Source organism: Streptomyces sp. NPDC008150 (assembly GCF_042956945.1).
Taxonomy (GTDB): Bacteria; Actinomycetota; Actinomycetes; order Streptomycetales; family Streptomycetaceae; genus Streptomyces.
Map to the genome: position 1 here is coordinate 305190 of NZ_JBIBHJ010000004.1, position 19056 is coordinate 324245.

Here is a 19056-nt window from a genome sequence, read left to right on the forward strand (position 1 = left end):
TACGAAGGGAACGGGCGGACCCTGCCAACTCAACTACGCCTAGTACGACTTGGGGAGCCCCAGGGTCTGGTGGGAGACGAAGTTCAGGATCATCTCCCGGCTCACCGGCGCGATCCGCGCCACGCGGGCGGCGGTGACCAGCGAGGCGAGGCCGAACTCGCGGGTGAGGCCGTTGCCGCCGAGGGTGTGCACGGCCTGGTCGACCGCGCGCACGCACGCCTCCCCCGCCGCGTACTTGGCCATGTTGGCCGCCTCGCCCGCGCCCATGTCGTCGCCCGCGTCGTAGAGGGCCGCGGCCTTCTGCATCATCAACCTGGCCATCTCCAGGTCGATGTGGGCCTGCGCGAGGGGGTGCGCGATGGCCTGGTGGGCGCCGATCGGGGTCTTCCACACGGTGCGTTCCCGGGCGTACTCGATCGCGCGGGCGAGCGCGAAGCGGCCCATGCCGATGGCGAACGCGGCGGTCATCACGCGTTCGGGGTTGAGGCCGGCGAAAAGTTGCAGCAGCCCCGCGTCCTCGTCGCCGACGAGCGCCTCGGCCGGCAGCCGCACGTCGTCGAGGACCAGCTCGAACTGCTTCTCCGCGCCGTGCAGTTCCATGTCGATCCGGTGGCGGCCGAACCCCTCCGCGTCGCGCGGGACGATGAAGAGGCAGGGCTTGAGCCTGCCGGTGCGGGCGTCCTCGGTCCGGCCCACGATCAGGGTGGCGTCCGCGATGTCCACGCCGGAGACGAACACCTTGCGCCCGGTGAGCAGCCAGTCGGTGCCGTCCCGCCGGGCGGTGGTGGTGATGCGGTGCGAGTTGGACCCGGCGTCGGGCTCGGTGATGCCGAACGCCATGGTGCGGGTGCCGTCGGCGAGGCCGGGCAGCCACTCCCGCTTCTGCGCCTCGGTGCCGAACCGGGCGATGACCGTGCCGCAGATGGCGGGCGAGACCACCAGCATCAGCAGCGGACAGCCGGCCGCGCCCAACTCCTCGAGGACGATGGACAGTTCGGCTATGCCGCCGCCCCCGCCGCCGTACTCCTCGGGCAGGTTCACCCCGAGGTAGCCGAGCTTGCCCGCCTCCGACCAGAGTTCGTCGGGCCGGCCGCCCTCCTCGACGATCCGGGCCAGGTAGGCGCGCCCGTACCGCTTGCCGAGGGCGGCGACCGCGGTGCGCAGGTCCTTGTTCTCCTGGGTTTCCAGCGTGGCGCTCACGGTTCCTGGTCCTCCTGTACGACGGCGAGCAGGGCGCCGACCTCGACCTGGCGGCCGGGTTCGGCGTGCAGGGCCCGGAGGGTCCCCGCGACAGGTGCGGTGATGCGGTGTTCCATCTTCATGGCCTCCAGCCACAGCAGCGGCTGTCCGGCCGCGACCGCCGAGCCGACCGCGAGACCGTCCGCGACGCGGACGACGGTGCCGGGCATCGGGGCGAGCAGTGAGCCCGGGGCGCGCTGGGCGGCCGGGTCGGCGAAGCGCGGCAGGGCGGTGAGCGCGGTGGCGTTCACGTGGACCTGGTCGCCGTACCGGGCGACGGTGAACCTCCGGCGTACGCCCTCGACTTCGAGGACGACGAGACCGGCGTCGGCGTGCACGACGCGGACGCCGTCGGCGGCGGGACCGGTGCGGGTGTGCCTGTAGTGGACCTCGGTCTCCGCGCCGCCGACCGCGTACCGCCTGGTCTGGGGGGCGGAGGGGAGGTTGCGCCAGCCGCCGAACCGCGACCCGCCGCGCGCCGCGTCGGCGAGGGCGGCGGCGAGCGGGGCGTGCGGGTCGGGGACGGTGGCCGTGAGGGCGGCGAGGTGGCGGTCGTAGAAGCCGGTGTCCATGCGGCCGCCGGTGAACTCCTCGTGCCGCAGGGAGCGGACGAGCAGGTCGCGGTTGGTGACCGGGCCGTGCACCGCCGCCCGTTCCAGGGCGCCCGCCAGCGCGCGGACCGCCTCGGCGCGGGTGGGCGCGTGGGCGACGGCCTTGGCCAGCATGGGGTCGTAGTGCACCCCGATCCGGTCGCCGTCGCCGTAGCCGGAGTCCAGGCGGACCCCGGGGACGCGGAGGCGGTGCAGGGTGCCGGTCTGCGGTGCCCAGGCGTGCGCGGGGTCCTCGGCGTAGAGGCGGGCCTCCACCGCGTGCCCGTGCGGGGCCGGGGGCTCCGGGTCGAGGGCCCCGCCCTCGGCGACCCGCAGTTGCAGGGCGACCAGGTCGACGCCGAACACCGCCTCGGTGACCGGGTGTTCGACCTGGAGGCGGGTGTTCATCTCCAGGAAGTGGGCGCGTCCGCCGGCCACCAGGAACTCCACCGTGCCCGCGCCGCGATAGCCGACGGCGGCGGTGGCGCGGCGGGCCGCCGCGTACAGCTCCTCGGTGAGCTCCGGGGACAGGCCGGGCGCCGGGGTCTCCTCGATCACCTTCTGGTGGCGGCGCTGGAGGGAGCAGTCCCGGGTGCCGAGCACCCACACGGTGCCGTGCGCGTCGGCGAGCACCTGCACCTCGACGTGGCGCCCGCCCTCGACGTACGGCTCGACGAACACCTCGCCGTCCCCGAAGGCGCTCGCCGCCTCCGCCCGCGCCATGCTCAACTCGGCTTCCAGCTGGGCGAGTTCGCGCACCACGCGCATGCCGCGTCCGCCGCCGCCCGCCGCCGCCTTCACCAGCACCGGAAGGTCGTCCTCGGTGACCTCGGTGAGCGGTTCGACGCCCATCAGTTCCTTGGCGCGGGTCTTGGAGGCCATCGCCTCGATCGCCTCCGGGGGCGGGCCGACCCAGATCAGCCCGGCGTCCCGGACGGCGCGGGCGAAGTCCGCGTTCTCGGAGAGGAACCCGTAGCCCGGGTGCACCGCGTCGGCGCCCGCCGCGACGGCCGCCTTCACGATCAGGTCGCCGCGCAGGTAGGTCTCCGCGGGCGTGGCCCCGGGCAGCCGGACGGCGACGTCCGACTCCCGTACGTGCAGGGCCTGTTCGTCGGGATCGGAGTGGACGGCGACCGTGCGGATGCCGGCCGCGCGGCAGGTGCGGAACACGCGGCAGGCGATCTCGCCCCGGTTGGCGACCAGCAGGGTCGAAATCATGGGACGGGTACCTCTCTCGGCTGTCGGAGGGCCTGTGCTGCGGTCACCGCGCTCACATCCGGAAGACGCCGAAGCCGCCGCGCGCGCCCTCGTACGGCGCGTTGTGCAGGGCGGACAGGCACAGACCGAGGACGGTGCGGGTGTCGCGCGGGTCGATGACACCGTCGTCGTAGAGCCGCCCGGACAGGAACATCGGCAGCGACTCCGCCTCGATCTGCTGCTCGACCATGGCGCGCAGAGCGGCGTCCGCCTCGTCGTCGTACGGGCGGCCCTTCGCGGCGGCCGACTGGCGGGCGACGATCGACAGGACGCCCGCGAGCTGCTGCGGGCCCATCACCGCCGACTTGGCGCTCGGCCACGCGAACAGGAACCGCGGGTCGTAGGCCCGCCCGCACATCCCGTAGTGGCCGGCCCCGTAGGAGGCGCCCATCAGCACGGACAGGTGCGGGACACGGGAGTTGGAGACCGCGTTGATCATCATCGCGCCGTGCTTGATGATGCCGCCCTGCTCGTACTCCCGGCCGACCATGTAGCCGGTGGTGTTGTGCAGGAACAGCAGCGGGATGTCGCGCTGGTTGGCGAGCTGGATGAACTGCGCGGCCTTCTGCGACTCCTCGCTGAACAGCACGCCCTGCGCGTTCGCGAGGATGCCGACGGGATAGCCGTGCAGGGTGGCCCAGCCGGTCGCGAGGCTCGCCCCGTACAGCGGCTTGAACTCGTCGAAGTCGGAGCCGTCGACGACGCGGGCCACCACCTCGCGCGGGTCGAAGGGGGTGCGCAGGTCGCCGGGGACGATGCCCAGCAGCTCCTCGGGGTCGTACTTGGGCGGCTCGGCGAGCGGTGGATCGGCGTACGCCTTGCGGTGGTTGAGCCGGGCGACGACGCGGCGGGCCTGGCGCAGCGCGTCCTGCTCGTCCACGGCGAAGTGGTCGGCGAGACCGGAGACGCGGGCGTGCATCTCGGCGCCGCCGAGCGACTCGTCGTCGCTCTCCTCACCGGTCGCCATCTTCACCAGCGGCGGACCGCCGAGGAACACCTTCGCCCGCTCCTTGACCATGATCACGTGGTCGGACATACCGGGCACGTACGCGCCGCCCGCCGTGGAGTTGCCGAAGACGACGGCGACGGTCGGGATGCCGGCCGCGGACAGCCGGGTGAGGTCCCGGAAGATCGCGCCGCCGGGGATGAAGATCTCCTTCTGCGACGGCAGGTCGGCGCCGCCGGACTCGACGAGGCTGATGCAGGGCAGCCGGTTGGCGAGCGCGATGTCGTTGGCGCGCAGGGCCTTCTTCAGGCTCCACGGGTTGCTCGCGCCGCCGCGCACGGTCGGGTCGTTGGCGGTGATCAGGCACTCGACGCCCTCGACGACCCCGATGCCGGTGACGAGCGAGGCACCCACCGTGTACTCGCTGCCGTAGCCGGCCAGCGGGGACAGTTCGAGGAACGGGGTGTCGGGGTCGAGCAGCAGCTCGACGCGCTCGCGGGCGAGCAGCTTGCCGCGCCCGCGGTGCCGTTCGACGTACTTCTCGCCGCCGCCCGCGAGGGCCTTGGCGTGCTCGGTGTCGAGGTCGGCGAGCCGGGCGAGCATGGTGTCGCGGTTGGCCCGGTACTCGGGGGCGGCCGCGTCGAGCGCGGTGGGCAGGACGGTCACAGCAGGGCCTCCGGGATGTCCAGGTGGCGGGAGCGCAGCCATTCGCCGAGGGCCTTGGCCTGCGGGTCGAACCGGTGCTGGGCGGCGACGCCCTCGCCGAGCAGCCCCTCGACCACGAAGTTGAGCGCGCGCAGGTTCGGCAGTACGTGCCGGGTGACGGACAACCCGGCGGTCTCGGGCAGGAGTTCGCGCAGACGGTCGACGGTCAGGGTGTGCGCGAGCCAGCGCCAGGCGTCGTCGGTGCGCACCCACACCCCGAGGTTGGCGTCGCCGCCCTTGTCCCCGCTGCGGGCCCCGGCGACGAGACCGAGCGGGGCGCGGCGGGCCGGCCCGCCGGCCGGTGGCGGTGCGGGCAGCGGGGGCTCCGGCACGGCGTCGAGGGCGCGCGTCCGCGACGGCGGCGGTACGGGGTGCCGGGTGCCGTCGGGCAGGACGGCGACGTGCCCGACGGCGTCCTGCGGCTCGTACGCGGAGCTGAAGACGCCGTAGGGGGCGCCGCGTCCGGGCGGTGCGAGGACGGTGAAGCCGGGGTAGCTGGCCAGCGCGAGTTCGACGGCCGCACCGCTCAACGCCCGCCCCACCGGCTCCTGTTCGGGGTCGCGGACGACGAGTCGCAGCAGCGCGCTCGCCGTCTCCTCGGTGTCGGCGTCGGGCCGGTCGGTGCGCACGAGGTCCCACCGCACCTCGGCGGGACGGGACGTGGCGGCGTCGAGGGCACCCTCCATCTGGTCCCGCAGCAGGTCGGCCTTGCGCTCGACGTCCAGGCCGGTGAGCACGAACACGACCTCGTTGCGGAAGCCGCCGAGCCTGTTGAGCCCGACCTTGAGCGTGGGCGGCGGTGCCTCGCCGCGCACCCCCTCGATCCGCACCCGGTCGGGCCCGTCCTGGGTGAGCCGCACCGTGTCGAGCCGCGCGGTCACGTCGGGCCCCGGATACCGCACCGGCCCCGTCTCGTAGAGGAGTTGGGCGGTGACGGTGCCGACGTCGACGACGCCTCCGGTGCCGGGGTGCTTGGTGACGACGGCGGTGCCGTCCGCGTGCACCTCGGCGAGCGGGAAGCCGGGGTGCCGCAGCAGGGCGGGGTCGTGCTCGGTGAAGAAGGCGTAGTTGCCGCCGGTGGCCTGCGCGCCGCACTCCAGCACGTGCCCGGCGACGACGGCGCCCGCGAGGGCGTCCAGGTCCCCGGGGCCCCAGCCGAAGTGGGCGGCGGCGGGCCCGGTGACGAGCGCGGCGTCGGTGACCCGCCCGGTGACGACGATGCCGGCGCCCGCGCGCAGCGCCTCGGCGATGCCGAACCCGCCGAGGTAGGCGTGGGCGGTGAGCGCGCCGGGATGCCCGGCGCCCCGGTCGTCCCCCTCGACGTGCGCGACCCGGGCGGGTATCCCGAGCCGCTGCGCCAACTCCCGTACGGCGTCCGCCAGTCCGGCCGGGTTGAGGCCGCCCGCGTTGGTGACGATCCGCACGCCCCGCTCGTGGGCGAGACCGAGGCATTCCTCCAACTGCCGCAGGAACGTGCGGGCGTAACCGTGCTCCGGGTTCTTCAGCCGGTCGCGGCCGAGGATGAGCATGGTCAGCTCGGCGAGGTAGTCGCCGGTGAGGACGTCGAGTTCGCCGCCGGTGAGCATCTCGCGCATCGCGTCGAAGCGGTCGCCGTAGAAGCCGGAGGCGTTGCCCACCCGCAGCGGGCGGGGGCCGTTCACCTGGCGCCGCCCTTCGGCGGGCGGCCCGCGCCGGGCGGGCCCGCGAACGCCTGGGCGATGCCGAGCCAGCGGTCGGCGTCCGGGCCCTCGGCGCGCACGGCGAGGTCGTCGCGGTGGGCGCGCTGGGTCACCAGGAGACAGAAGTCGAGCGCGGGCCCGGTCACCCGCTGCGCGGCGTCCTCGGGTCCGTACGTCCACAGTTCACCGTCCGGGCCGGTGACCTCGACCCTGAACTCCTGGGCGGGCGGGGTGAGTCCGTGCGCGGCGTAGGCGAACGGCAGGGCCCGCACACCGATCCGCACCACCTGCCGCAGCCGTCCGGTCGGGGTGCGCACGGCACCGAGCGCGTCGGCCACGTCCTGCCCGTGCGCCCAGGTCTCCATCAGCCGCCCGGTGGCCATGGAGGCGGCCGACATGGGCGGTCCGAACCACGGGAAGCGCCCGCCCGGCGGCAGCGACCGCAGCGCCTTGTCCAGTGCCGCCCGCCCGGCCCGCCACTGCGCGAGCAGCACGGCCGGGGGCTGCGCGGCACCCTCGGCGGCGGCCTCGTCGACGTTGGCGCCGAGGCTCGCGATCGCCCTGTCGACCTCCGCCGCGAAGGCGTCCGGGTCGGTGGCGGCGAGCAGCGCCTGCCGGTCGGTCCAGGCGAGGTGCGCGATCTGGTGCGCGACGCTCCAGCCGGGCGCGGGGGTGGCGAGGGCCCACTGCTCCTCGTCCAACCCGGCGACGAGCCGGTCGAGTTCCTCGCCTTCCTCGTGCAGGTCGTCGATGACGGGCGTCGGGTCGGACACGGAGACTCCCCCTCGGGCACGACGGTGTGCGGGGCGGTGCGTGAGGGAGCATGGCAGCGGGGCAGGAAACAAGCAAGCGTGCTTGCATGAATTTCCTCCCGGGACGGGGCGCGCGAGGAGTCGCAGTCATCCACAGGGAGCAGTCCATGGCGAGAACGGTCATCGACCTCGACTTCGACATGATCGCGTCCCTGACGGGTCAGCCCGCGGAGTGGGTCGCCCCTCCGGGCAGCGGCGAGCGCTGACGTCCGACCCGCCCCTCAGCCGTCCAGGGGTGGCAGTTTCGAGCGGGCGACCTGGGTGCGGACCGCACCCATGCTTGCCGCGATGACGAGGACCATCGCCACAACCTCCGTCGCCGACAGCGCCTGGCCGAGGACCAGCAGGCCGGCCGTCGCCGCGATCGCCGGTTCCAGGCTCATCATGATCGCGAACGTGGACGCCGGCATGCGGCGCAGTGCCAGGAGTTCGAGCGTGTACGGGAGGACGGACGAGAGCACCGCGACCGCCGCGCCCAGGCCCAGCGTCGAGGGGACGACCAGCTTCGAGCCCGACTCGGCGATCCCCAGCGGCAGGAACACCACCGCGCCCACCGCCATCGCGAGGGCGAGACCGTCCGCCTGCGGGAAGCGTCTGCCGGTACGCGCGCTGAAGACGATGTACAGCGCCCACATCGCGCCCGCGCCCAGCGCGAACGCGGCGCCCACGCGGTCCAGGGAGCCGAAGCCCCCGCCGCCCAGCAGGAACACGCCGCACAGCGCGAGTCCCGCCCACACCAGGTTGACCGCGCGGCGCGAGGCGATGACGGAGAGGGCCAGTGGGCCCAGGACCTCCAGGGTGACGGCGGCGCCCAGCGGGATGCGGGCGACCGCCTGGTAGTAGAGGCCGTTCATGCCTGCCATCGCGACGCCGAACGCGACGATCGTTCCCCAGTCGGCGCGCGAGTGCCCGCGCAGCCGGGGACGGCAGACCGCCAGCAGGACGACCGCGGCGACCGTGAGCCGCAGGCTCACCACGCCGAGCGCGCCCGCCCGCGGAATCAGCTTCACGGCGAGCGCCGCGCCGAACTGCACCGAGATCCCGCCCGCGAGCACCAGGCCCACGGGCCCGAGCGGGCCCAGCCGCGAGCCGCCGTGCGCGGTGGACGGGCCGGTCGCGCCGCCGGCGTCCGGCACGGGCGGCGCCGAGGAGGACGCGGTGGCGCGGGGCGTGTTCACGGGGCCTTCCACAAGGGGCTCGTCTCAGGGTCGGTCGGGCTGGCGGCAACGAGGGTATCCGTACAGCGTGATGCACTTTCCGGTCTAGGGTAATGGACCGCGTCAGGGGTGTGAACCGGTTATGCGCCTGACCTCGCGGCAGGGCGGTGTGCTCCCGCTCACTCCTCCTCCGGCGCCTGCCCCAGCCCCTCCGCCAGCACCTCCGCGAGGTGCCGCCCGCGCACCCCCGCGAGCTGGCTCAACTGGGTACGGCAGGAGAAGCCGTCCGCCAGGACCACCGCGTCGTGCGGCGCCTCCCGCACCGACGGCAGCAGCCGCTCCTCCGCGCACGCCGCCGACACCTCCTCGTGGCCCCGCTCGAAGCCGAAGTTGCCCGCCAGGCCGCAGCAGCCGCCGCTGAGGTCGCCGGTCAGACCGGCCGCGGCGCGCAGCCCGCGGTCGGCGCCGTCGCCGAGGACGGCGTGCTGGTGGCAGTGGGTCTGACCGGCCACCGGGCGGTCCAGGCGCGGAGGCGTCCAGTCCGGGGCGTACCGCTCCAGTGCCTCGGCGAACGTGACGACGGCCCCGGCGAGACGTGCCGCGCGCGGGTCGTCGTGCAGCAGCTCGGGCAGGTCGGCGCGCAGGGCCGCCGCGCAGCTCGGCTCCAGGACGACGACCGGCGGGACGGGTCCGCCGCCGGGCGGCCCGAGGACGGGGCCGAGCAGGTCGAGCGTGCGGCGCAGCACCGCGCGGGCCCGGTCGAGCTGGCCGGTGGAGACGTACGTCAGGCCGCAGCAGACCCGGCCGCCGCGCCCCGCGAGGGGGTTCAGGAACCGCGACCGGCCGTCCCCCACCCGGGCGGGCCCGGTGCGCAGGACCGGCGGCGGGACCGGGTCGAGACCGGCGGCCTCCAGGACCCGTACGGCGGCCCGGCCCACGGACGGCGACAGGTGCTCGGTGAAGGTGTCGGGCCACAGGACGACCACGGGGCGCCCGGACCCTCCGGGCCGCACTCCGGCCGCGCCCCGCGCGGCGATCCGCCGCCCCCACCACCCGGTGAACGTCTCGCGCGCGAGACGGGGCACGTCGCGTCCCGGCGCGATCCCGCCGAGCCGCTTGGCCGCGCGCGCCAACGGACCCACGCGCGCGAGGGCGTTGAACAGCGCCGCCGTGCGGGTGCGGGCGGTCCAGCGCAGCCAGAACGGCAGCCGGCCCATGGTGTAGTGGGCGGCGGGGCGGCGCCGGCCCGCGTAGTGGTGGTGCAGGAACTCCGCCTTGTACGTGGCCATGTCGACGGCGACCGGGCAGTCCGTGCGGCAGCCCTTGCAGGACAGGCACAGGTCGAGCGCGTCCCGCACCTCCGTGGAGCGCCAGCCGTCGGTGACGATCTCCCCGGCGAGCATCTCGTGCAGCAGCCGTGCCCGGCCGCGCGTGGAGTGCTCCTCGGCGCCGGTGGCCCGGAAGGACGGGCACATCACGGACGTCTCGCCGCTCCGGTCCGAACCGTCGCCCGTCGTACGGCACTTGGCGACGCCGACGCAGCGGCGGACCGCCGCCGAGAAGTCGCCCCCGTCGGCCGGGTAGCCGAAGACGACGTCGACCGGGCGGGACGGGAGCACGGCGAACCGCAGGTTGGAGTCCAGCGGGGCGGGGCGGACCAGCATGCCGGGGTTGAGCAGGTCGTCGGGGTCCCAGAGGGCCTTGGCGCGCTCGAACAGGGCGACCGTGCAAGGCCCGTACATGCGCGGCAGCAGTTCCGCGCGGGCCTGCCCGTCGCCGTGCTCGCCGGAGAGGGAGCCGCCGTGCGCGACGACCAGGTCGGCCAGTTCCTCGGAGAAGCGGCGGAAGCGCGCGACGCCCGGGGCCGTCAACAGGTCGAAGTCGATGCGGACATGGATGCAGCCGTCCCCGAAGTGCCCGTACGGGGTGCCCCGCAGGCCGTGCGCGGTGAGCAGCGACCTGAACTCCCGCAGGTAGGGCCCGAGTCGGGCGGGCGGCACCGCGCAGTCCTCCCAGCCGGGCCACGCCTCCGAGCCGTCGGGCATCCGGGTGGCCGTGCCGCTCGCGTCCTCGCGCACCCGCCACAGGGCCCGCTGCCCGGCCCGGTCCGTGACGACGGCGGCGTCGAGCACGTCGGCGGCGCGGACCACGGCGTCGGCGCGAGCACGGGCCTCGGCGGCGGTGGCACCGCCGGTCTCCACGAACAGCCACGCGCCGCCCCGGGGGAGCCCGGCCGGCGACGGCACCAGGTCGGCCGCCATGCCCTCCACGGTGAGCGGCCCGTACGGCAGCAGTCCGGCGGCGGCCTCGGCGGCGGCGCTCTCGTCGGGGTAGCCGAGCACGGCCAGCGCCCGTGCCCGGGGCGCCTCGACGAGCCGCACGACGGCCTCGGTGAGGACGCCGAGGGTGCCTTCGGAACCGCAGAACGAGCGGGCGACGTCCGCGCCGCGCTCGGGCAGCAGGGCGTCCAGGGCGTAACCCGAGATACGGCGCGGAAGTTCGGGGAAGCCGGTGCGCAGCGCCGCCAACTCACCGTCCACCAGGGCCCGCAGACCGTCCGGAGCCCCCGACCAGTCCTGTCCGCACCGGAGTTGTTCACCGCGCGCGGTCAGCACCGACAGGGTGGCGACGTTGTCCGCCGTGGTCCCCCACGCCACCGAGTGGGAGCCGCAGGAGTTGTTGCCGATCATGCCGCCGAGGGTGCAGCGGCTGTGCGTCGAGGGGTCGGGGCCGAAGCGCAGGCCGTGGGGCGCGGCGGCCTCCTGGAGCCGGTCCAGGACCAGGCCGGGCTGGACCACGGCGGTGCGCGTCTCCGGGTCGAGGGACAGCAGCCGGTTCATGTGCCGGGTGAGGTCGAGGACGACGCCGGTGCCGGTGGCCTGCCCGGCGATGGAGGTGCCGCCGCCGCGCGGCACCACCGGCACGCCGTGCTCGCGGCACACGGCGAGGACGGCGGCCACGTCGTCGGCGTCGCGCGGGGCGACCGAACCGAGCGGCACCCGGCGGTAGTTGGACGCGTCCATGGTGGTCAGTGCGCGCGAGGTGGCGTCGAAGCCGACCTCGCCCCGCACGGCCCGCCGCAGGGCCGCCGCGAGGGCCGCCGGGTCCGGCCGGCCGGACCCGGGGGGCCGCGGTCGCGTCCGGTCGCTGGTGGAGTGCGGCTGGTTCGTCGCGGGGTCCGGCAGTCCGTCCGTCATGCGTCCCAGGATGCCCCCGGCCGCCCGCGCGGGGCCCGCGCCCACGCCCGCCACCGTGCCGGACCTGCGAAGACGCCTCCGCCGCCGCCCCTCCGGCCGCGCGTCCCGCCCTGGCGGAAACCGGCCGGATCACTAAAACGGAACCGGAACCTTCCCAAGCCGATCTCCAACTCTCATATAGTGGCGCACTGTTGAGCATCCGGTGTCACTTCCCGCCCAGCATCACCACTGTCGAGGCACCACCCAGTACCCACCAAGGACCGACCGAGGGCCGCCGCCGTCACGACCGCGCGACCGAGGACCCGACCGAGGACCCCCACTGATGACCGTGCCCACTTCCCCCGGCGGCCGGCCCGCCCCGCGCACCGTGGCTCCCGCCCCGCTGACAACCGCCGTCCTGTGCGCGGCGGTCGCCGTCGCCGCCGTCGTGGCGGCACCCGCCTCCGTGCGGGCCCCGCTGGCCTGGGGCTGCGCCGCCGGCTCGGTCCTGCTGTGCGTGGCGGTCGCCGTCGCGGCGCACGCCCGGCAGAGCAACCGGCTGCTGCGCCGCCGTCTCGAAACCGCCACTCTCGACACCACCCGGCTGCTCCAGGAGCGGGCCCGCGCCGAGGAGGACCACCGCCGCGAGCACGAGCGCCTGACCGGCGAACTCACCCGTTCCCGTGCCCGCGCCGCCGCCGAACTCGACCGCGAGCGGGCCCGGTTGGCCCACGAGCACGCCGTCGAGCAGGACCGGCTGACCCACGAGAGCGTCACCGGGCAGGCCCGCCTGGTCCGCGAGAACGGACGGCTCACCGACGAACTGCGCCGCGCCGCGAGCGACCGCGCCGCCGCGCTGTCCGCGACCGCCAACGCCGCCGGCCGCATGCAGGCGCTGGCCACCGGCATGCTCGCCGACCTGCGGTCGATGGAGGAACGGCACAGCGACGAGGACGTCCTCGCCGACCTGCTGCACCTCGACCACCGCACCGCGCAGGCCGGCCGCCTGGCCGACTCCGTGGCCGTGCTCACCGGCGCCCGCTCCGGCCGCCGCTGGGCCCGCCCGATCGGCATGGAGTCGATCCTGCGCGGCGCGATGGGCCGCATCAACGGCTACCAGCGGGTGCGCGTCCACTCCGCGAGCGAGGCCGCCGTCGCCGGCCACGCCGCCGAGGGCGTGATGCACGCACTGGCCGAACTCCTGGACAACGCCGCCAACTTCTCGCCGCCGACCGCCGAGGTCCACGTCTACGTGGAGGAGGTGCCGGCCGGCGTCATCGTGTCCGTGGAGGACAGCGGGCTGGTCATGGGCGACGTGCAGCTGCGCCGCGCCGAACAGGCCGTCGCCGGGGACAGCGCCGAACTCGGCGGCCTCACCGGCACCCGGCTCGGGCTCGCGGTCGTGGGCCGGCTGGCCCGCAAGTACGGGCTGAAGGTGTCCTACCGGCCGTCCGCGCGCGGCGGCACCGGCGTGCTCATGCTCGTCCCGCAGGACATCCTGACCAGCCCGGCCGCCGACGCCGCGCCCGCCGCGGCACCGGCCGCCGCCCCGGCCACCGCGACGGCCGCGCGCACCACCGCCCCGGCGGCCGCCGCGCCCACCGCCCCGTCGGCCTCCGACACCCAGCACTCCCACCCCGCCGACTCCGACGCCGGGCCCGTACCGGCGCACGGGTCCGCCGCCCGGGAGACGGACGCGGGCGAGGCCGCCGCCGGTGAGCGCCGCGAGGAGCGCCCCGCGGGGCTCCCCAAGCGCAGCCGGGGCCGCACCCTCGCCGAGGCCGAGCGCTCGCGCGGCACCGCCCGCGCCGCCGCCGTGCCCCGTCCGGCGCCCGCCGCCGAGGAGGTACGCACCCGTACCGCCCGGTTCAGCAGCTTCCGCCAGGCCGTCCGCGCGGCCGGCCGCGACGACACCCCGGCGCGCGGCATCCCCGTGGTCCGCCTCCCGCAGGACACCGCCGACGACGGCACCGGCCGCGAGCAGGCCGCGCCGGCCGCCACCAGTACCTCCTCGACCCCGCACGCGTACCCGGAAGGCGACACCACCTCATGACCGGCACGACCACCGCCGACGAGAAGCTCACCTGGCTCATCGAGGGCCTCCTGGAGCGCACCCCGGGCGCGCGGCACGCGCTCGTGCTCTCCCGGGACGGCCTGAAGCTGTGCCGCACCCCGGAGCTGACCGTCGACCAGGCAGACCAGCTCGCCGCGATAGCCGCGGGCATCCAGTCCCTGTCGCACGGCGCGTCCGTCGAGTTCGGCGACGGCACCGGCGGCGTGCGCTCCGCCATGACCGAGTTCTACGGCGGCGTGCTGTTCATCGTCGAGGCGGGCCAGGGCGCCCACCTCGCGGTCGTCACCGCCGAGGACGCGGACGCCGGCCTCGTCGGCCACAACATGAGCGAACTCGTGGAGCAACTAGGTGAGCATCTGACCGCGCAGCCCCGCGAGTCATGAGCCGCCCCGGCAGGGACGACGCCCCGGACCGGCTCTACACCCTCACCGGTGGACGCAGCCGGTCCGGACCCGACAGTCCCTTCGACCTGGTGACGCTCGTCGTGGCCGAGAGCGGTCCCGCGCCCGGCATGCAGTCGGAGTCCGCCGAGATCCTCCGGCTGGCCGAACGGCCCACGGCGGTGGTGGAGATCGCCGCCGAGCTGAAGCTGCCCGTCAGCATCACCAAGGTCCTGCTCTCCGACCTCCTCGCGGCGGGCCGCATCAGCGCCCGGCACCCCCGCGCGGCGGCCGTTCCCGATCCCGACATCCTGGAGCAGGTGCTCGTTGGACTCCGCAACCTCTGAAACGCGCACCCCACTCGGTGCATCGGCCGACAACGGCCTGAAGATCGTGGTCGTGGGCGGCTTCGGCGTCGGCAAGACCACCCTGGTCCGCTCGGTCAGCGAGATACGTCCCCTCAACACCGAGGAGACGATGACCCGCGCGGGCGAGGGCGTCGACGACACCAGCGAGGTGCGCGGCAAGACCGCCACCACCGTCGCCTTCGACTTCGGCCGGATCACGCTCGACGCGCACAACGTGCTGTACCTGTTCGGCGCGCCGGGCCAGGAGCGGTTCTGGTTCCTGTGGGACCGGCTGTTCTCCGGCACGCTCGGCGCGGTCGTCCTCGTCGACACCCGCCGCATCGACGACTCCTGGTACGCCATCGACCGCCTGGAGCACCACGGCACGCCGTTCATCGTGGCCTGCAACGACTTCGGCGGCCCCGCCTTCGCCCCCGCGGACGTGCGCGAGGCCCTCGACCTCGACCCGCACGTGCCGCTGGTGCACTGCGACGCCCGGTCCCGCGGGTCCAGCAAGCAGGTACTGATCGCGCTGGTCCAGCACATCAAGGACCGGTACGCCGGACAGGCGGCGCAGGCCGCCCTGCCCCGACAGGAGCTCGTGTGACCACCGACGCCGTCCCGCTCGGCGGACCCCGGTTCCAGACCGACCCCGCCACGCTCTACCGGGAGATGCGCCGCGACCACGGAGCGGTGACCCCCGTGCTGCTCGACGGGGACGTCCCCGCCTGGCTGGTCCTCGGCTACCGCGAACTGCACCAGGTGACCGGGGACCCGGCCCTGTTCAGCCGCGACTCCGACCTGTGGAGCCAGTGGGACAACATCCCCGACGACTGGCCGCTGCTGCCGATGATCGGCCACAAGCAGCCCTCGATCCTCTACACCGTCGGCGAACGGCACCGCGAGCGCGCCGCCATGATCAGCGGCGCCCTGGAGGCCGTCGACCCGTTCGAACTGCGGGGCCACGCCGAGCGGTTCGCGGACGAACTCATCGACGCGGTGTGCGTGAAGGGCGAGACCGACCTCGTCGGCGACTACGCCATGCTGCTGCCGGTGCGCGTCCTGGCCCGCCTGTACGGCTTCTCCGACGAGCAGGGCCCCGGGCTCGTCACCGCGCTCAACGACATGATCGACGGCCGCGAACGCGCGATCGCCGGCCAGATCCATCTGGGCACCTCCATGGGCGAGTTGCTCGCCGCCCGCAAGGCCGCGCCGGCCGACGACGTCGCCTCCCGGATGCTCGCCGACACCGGCGGCTTCACCGAGGAGGAGGTCGCGCAGGACCTCATGGTGATGATGGCCGCCGGCCACCAGCCCACCGCCGACTGGATCGGCAACTCGCTGCGCCTGATGCTGACCGACGAACGCTTCGCCGCGTCCCTGTTCGGCGGCCGCAACAGCGTCGCCGAGGCGATGAACGAGGTGCTGTGGGAGGACACGCCCACCCAGAACGTGGCCGGGCGCTGGGCCTCGCGCGACACCCAGCTCGGCGGACGCCGCATCCGCGCGGGCGACCTGCTGCTGCTCGGCCTCCAGGGCGCCAACTCGGACCCCCAGGTCCGCATGGACGGCGCCCTCACCGGCGGCAACAACGCCCACTTCTCCTTCGGCCACGGGGAGCACCGCTGCCCGTTCCCGGCGCAGGAGGTGGCCGAGGTCATCGCCCGGACCGGCATCGAGGTCGTCCTCGACCGGCTGCCCGACATCGACCTGGCGGTCCCCGCCGAGTCCCTCACCCGTCGCCCCTCGCCCTGGCTGCGGGGGCTGACCGAGTTGCCTGTGCGGTTCACCCCGACCCCTGCCCTGGGAGGCACGTCCTGATGACGACCGACATAGCGTCCACGCGCATCGCCCTCGACCCGTTCGTGACGGACCTGGACGGCGAGAGCGAGCGGCTGCGCGCGGCCGGACCGCTCGCCGCGGTGGAGCTGCCCGGCGGCGTCCCGGTGTGGGCCGTCACCCGGCACGCCGAGGCGAAGGCGCTGCTGACGGACCCCCGGCTGGTCAAGGACATCGACGTGTGGTCCGCGTGGCGGCGCGGCGAGATCCCCGCCGACTGGCCGCTGATCGGCCTGGCCAACCCCGGCCGCTCCATGCTGACCGTGGACGGCGCCGACCACCGGCGGCTGCGCACCCTGGTCGCGCAGGCGCTCACCCCGCGCCGGGTGGAGCAGATGCGCGAGCGCATCACCGAGCTGACCGAGGGCCTGCTCGACGACCTGCCGGCCGACGCGTCCGAGGTCGACCTGAAGGCCGCCTTCGCCTACCCGCTGCCGATGTTCGTGGTCGCCGACCTCATGGGCATCGACGAGGACCGGCTGCCGCGCCTGAAGGTGCTGTTCGAGAAGTTCTTCTCCACCCAGACCCCGCCCGAGGAGGTCATCGCGACCCTGGTCGAACTGGCCGGGATCATGGGCGAGACGGTCGCGGCCAAGCGCGCCGAGCCGGGCGACGACCTCACCAGCGCGCTGATCCTGGCGTCCGCGGACGGCGACCACCTCACCGACGCGGAGATCGTCTCCACCCTCCAGCTCATGGTGGCCGCCGGCCACGAGACGACGATCTCGCTGATCGTCAACTCGGTCGTCAACCTGTCCGCCCACCCCGAGCAGCGCGAACGGGTGCTCTCCGGCGAGGTGGACTGGTCGGCCGTGGTGGAGGAGACCCTGCGGTTCTCCACCCCGACCTCGCACGTGCTGATCCGCTTCGCGACGGAGGACGTCCCCGTCGGCGACCAGGTCATCCCGGCCGGCGACGCCCTGATCGTGTCGTACGGCGCGATCGGCCGCGACGAGCGGGCGCACGGCCCGACGGCCGGCGAGTTCGACGTGGACCGCGAGACGAAGAACCGGCACATCTCCTTCGGGCACGGCCCGCACGTCTGCCCCGGCGCGGCCCTGTCCCGCCTGGAGGCCGGCGTCGCCCTCCCCGCCCTGTACGCCCGCTTCCCGGACCTCGACCTGGCGGTCGCCCCCTCCGAACTGCGCAACAAGCCGGTCGTGACCCAGAACGACCTGTTCGAACTGCCGGTGAAGCTGAAACCGTAGCGGTGCTGGTGGGCCCCGGACCTCGTCCGGGGCCCACACGTGTCAGGACTCGCCGGCCGCGGTGTGCACCAACGCCGTGAGCACGACTCCCACCGCCCACAGCCCGACCCCCGTCAGGACCGCCGTCCACCAGGCAAAGTGCAGGTGGACGGCGAACAACGCGACCCCCAGGGTGCCGAATCCGATGCTGACGAGCATCGCGTCGGTGCCCTGCACACCAGTGAACGACCACGCGACGAACGCCACGAAGGCCAGGGCGAGCAGGCCGACCGCCAGACCGAGCCCGATCAGGAAGTCGTAGTACCAGGGGAATCCGCCCCGGGCCGCCACCAGCCACACCCCGCCGACCACCGCGGCCAGCGCCGCCGGCAGGCCGAGGCAGCCCATCGCGATGCCGGCGCCTTCCTCGGACGGTGCCGTGAGTGCCACCGACAGGCCGCTCACGAAGGCGAGCAGCGCCGCGCAGCCACCCCAGAAGGCGGCCACGCCCACCCCCGCGCCGCCGGCCCCGAGCAGCAGGCCGAACGTGCCCAGCCCGCCCAGCAGTCCGGTGCCCACACGGCCCCCCACGCGCCAGTCGGGCAACGGGACAGGGGGCCTCGCATCGCGGACGGGCGGCGCATCGGCTCGCAATTCCTGCTCGGCGGCGATGGTCGCGGCGTTCGGCGCGCCGGGCGTTCCGTCGGTGCCGCCCTCGGGCGCCGGCTCCCGCGGGGCGGACCGGGCCTCCTCCGCCCGGGGGGCGGAGGAGAGACTGTCCGCCAGCAGCCTCCGGCTGGTGCCGGCGTCGGCGGGGCGCTGTTGCGGGTGTTTCTCCAGCAGGTCCATCACCAGGTCGTTCAGTCGCCGGGGCACGTCGGAGCGGCGGACACGCGGCTCAACCGGCACCCCGAAGCGGTGCTGGGACACCAGGTCGCCCTCCAGGAACGGCGGCCGGCCGGTCAGCATTGCGTACAACAGACATCCGAACGAGTACAGATCCGACGCCGGTCCCACGTCCCCGCCACGGGTCTGCTCCGGCGACATGTACTCCCGGGTCCCCACCACGAACCCGGCCGGTGTGATCCGGGTGTTGCCGTACTCGTCCTCCTGGAAGCACGCGATGCCGAAGTCCAGCAGAACGGCTCTGTCCCGCCCGGTGATCTGCACGTTGGCGGGCTTGAGGTCCCGGTGGACCAGGCCCGCCTCGTGGGCGGCGTCCAACGCGTCGCAGATCTGACCGCCCCAGTCGATCACCTGTGCCAGCGTCAGCCTTCCGGGTGCGGCCTGCTGCATCCGCCGGCGCAGCGACGTCCCGTCCAACCGCTCCATGACCAGGTACATCCCGCCCTCGTCCCAGCCGCAGTCGTACGCGCGGACGACGTTCTCGTGCGCAAGCCGCCCCACGCTGTGCCACTCCCGGAGGAAGCGGTTCCGTGTCTCCGCCCTGTCCGCGTCCTCGGGGTGCAGCAGCTTGACGGCGACCGGTCTGCGCATCTTCTCGTCGCGCGCGGACCAGACCACCCCCATGCCGCCCTCGCCCAGTCGCTCCCCCAACGTGTAACGGCCTTCGCCCACACTGCGCACAGCCATCGGCGTCCTCCAGCCCCCCGGACATCCGAGTGTGACCCGGAAGAGGCGATTCCGGGAGAGGGAAGCCGCCGCACC

General features: G+C 74.5%; 14 protein-coding genes. 6 read left to right on the forward strand and 8 right to left on the reverse strand.

What is annotated here, in order from left to right:
* Positions 1–39: 39 nt before the first annotated feature.
* The 7 genes from ACFZA0_RS13085 to ACFZA0_RS13115 form a co-directional block, all read right to left on the reverse strand.
* Positions 40–1200, reverse strand: a complete 1161-nt coding sequence (locus ACFZA0_RS13085) for an acyl-CoA dehydrogenase family protein (RefSeq protein WP_391014900.1) — start codon at positions 1198–1200, stop codon at positions 40–42.
* A complete protein-coding gene (locus ACFZA0_RS13090) occupies positions 1197–3047 on the reverse strand; it encodes a biotin carboxylase N-terminal domain-containing protein (RefSeq protein WP_391014902.1) in 1851 nt (616 codons plus the stop codon). Before ACFZA0_RS13090 ends, ACFZA0_RS13085 begins: the two co-directional genes overlap by 4 nt.
* A gap of 52 nt (positions 3048–3099) precedes the next feature.
* Positions 3100–4698, reverse strand: a complete 1599-nt coding sequence (locus tag ACFZA0_RS13095; protein ID WP_391014904.1) for a carboxyl transferase domain-containing protein — start codon at positions 4696–4698, stop codon at positions 3100–3102.
* Positions 4695–6332 carry an acyclic terpene utilization AtuA family protein gene (locus ACFZA0_RS13100; protein WP_391015366.1) on the reverse strand — a complete coding sequence of 546 codons (1638 nt, stop codon included), beginning with the start codon at positions 6330–6332 and terminating at the stop codon, positions 4695–4697. The genes ACFZA0_RS13095 and ACFZA0_RS13100 overlap by 4 nt, the downstream gene beginning before the upstream one ends.
* 62 nt (positions 6333–6394) lie before the next feature.
* Positions 6395–7189: a TIGR03084 family metal-binding protein gene (locus ACFZA0_RS13105; RefSeq protein ID WP_391014906.1), complete on the reverse strand. Its 795-nt coding sequence runs from the start codon at positions 7187–7189 to the stop codon at positions 6395–6397.
* Between the two features lie 260 nt (positions 7190–7449).
* Positions 7450–8406, reverse strand: coding sequence for an EamA family transporter (locus ACFZA0_RS13110; protein ID WP_391014908.1), 957 nt, complete (start codon positions 8404–8406; stop codon positions 7450–7452).
* A gap of 158 nt (positions 8407–8564) precedes the next feature.
* A complete protein-coding gene (locus tag ACFZA0_RS13115) occupies positions 8565–11582 on the reverse strand; it encodes an FAD-linked oxidase C-terminal domain-containing protein (RefSeq protein ID WP_391014910.1) in 3018 nt (1005 codons plus the stop codon).
* Positions 11583–11904: 322 nt separating this feature from the next.
* Between ACFZA0_RS13115 and ACFZA0_RS13120 the strand changes: the two genes are divergently transcribed.
* The 6 genes from ACFZA0_RS13120 to ACFZA0_RS13145 are packed head-to-tail and all read left to right on the forward strand — an operon-like array spanning position 11905 to position 17409.
* Positions 11905–13614 carry an ATP-binding protein gene (locus ACFZA0_RS13120; RefSeq protein WP_391014912.1) on the forward strand — a complete coding sequence of 570 codons (1710 nt, stop codon included), beginning with the start codon at positions 11905–11907 and terminating at the stop codon, positions 13612–13614.
* A complete protein-coding gene (locus tag ACFZA0_RS13125; RefSeq protein WP_391014914.1) occupies positions 13611–14018 on the forward strand; it encodes a roadblock/LC7 domain-containing protein in 408 nt (135 codons plus the stop codon). Before ACFZA0_RS13120 ends, ACFZA0_RS13125 begins: the two co-directional genes overlap by 4 nt.
* On the forward strand, positions 14015–14362 hold the full coding sequence (locus ACFZA0_RS13130) for a DUF742 domain-containing protein (RefSeq protein ID WP_391014916.1): 348 nt from the start codon (positions 14015–14017) through the stop codon (positions 14360–14362). Before ACFZA0_RS13125 ends, ACFZA0_RS13130 begins: the two co-directional genes overlap by 4 nt.
* Positions 14343–14969, forward strand: a complete 627-nt coding sequence (locus tag ACFZA0_RS13135; RefSeq protein WP_391014917.1) for an ATP/GTP-binding protein — start codon at positions 14343–14345, stop codon at positions 14967–14969. Before ACFZA0_RS13130 ends, ACFZA0_RS13135 begins: the two co-directional genes overlap by 20 nt.
* Complete coding sequence (locus tag ACFZA0_RS13140) at positions 14966–16183, forward strand: cytochrome P450 (protein WP_391014919.1); 1218 nt, start codon at positions 14966–14968, stop codon at positions 16181–16183. The genes ACFZA0_RS13135 and ACFZA0_RS13140 overlap by 4 nt, the downstream gene beginning before the upstream one ends.
* On the forward strand, positions 16183–17409 hold the full coding sequence (locus tag ACFZA0_RS13145; RefSeq protein WP_391014921.1) for a cytochrome P450: 1227 nt from the start codon (positions 16183–16185) through the stop codon (positions 17407–17409). Before ACFZA0_RS13140 ends, ACFZA0_RS13145 begins: the two co-directional genes overlap by 1 nt.
* A gap of 42 nt (positions 17410–17451) precedes the next feature.
* Here ACFZA0_RS13145 and ACFZA0_RS13150 read toward each other — a convergent pair whose 3' ends face one another.
* Positions 17452–18981 (reverse strand): protein kinase, encoded by a 1530-nt coding sequence (locus ACFZA0_RS13150; RefSeq protein ID WP_391014923.1) that lies wholly within the window; start codon positions 18979–18981, stop codon positions 17452–17454.
* Positions 18982–19056: the final 75 nt, after the last annotated feature.

Excerpts from the sequence above, each read along its gene's own strand:
- ACFZA0_RS13090 (WP_391014902.1), bottom strand. The coding sequence starts at position 3,047 with ATGATTTCGACCCTGCTGGTCGCCAACCGGGGCGAGATCGCCTGCCGC.
- ACFZA0_RS13100 (WP_391015366.1), bottom strand. The coding sequence starts at position 6,332 with ATGCGCGAGATGCTCACCGGCGGCGAACTCGACGTCCTCACCGGCGAC.
- ACFZA0_RS13115 (WP_391014910.1), bottom strand. The coding sequence starts at position 11,582 with ATGACGGACGGACTGCCGGACCCCGCGACGAACCAGCCGCACTCCACC.
- ACFZA0_RS13120 (WP_391014912.1), top strand. The coding sequence starts at position 11,905 with ATGACCGTGCCCACTTCCCCCGGCGGCCGGCCCGCCCCGCGCACCGTG.
- ACFZA0_RS13125 (WP_391014914.1), top strand. The coding sequence starts at position 13,611 with ATGACCGGCACGACCACCGCCGACGAGAAGCTCACCTGGCTCATCGAG.
- ACFZA0_RS13130 (WP_391014916.1), top strand. The coding sequence starts at position 14,015 with ATGAGCCGCCCCGGCAGGGACGACGCCCCGGACCGGCTCTACACCCTC.
- ACFZA0_RS13145 (WP_391014921.1), top strand. The coding sequence starts at position 16,183 with ATGACGACCGACATAGCGTCCACGCGCATCGCCCTCGACCCGTTCGTG.
- ACFZA0_RS13150 (WP_391014923.1), bottom strand. The coding sequence starts at position 18,981 with ATGGCTGTGCGCAGTGTGGGCGAAGGCCGTTACACGTTGGGGGAGCGA.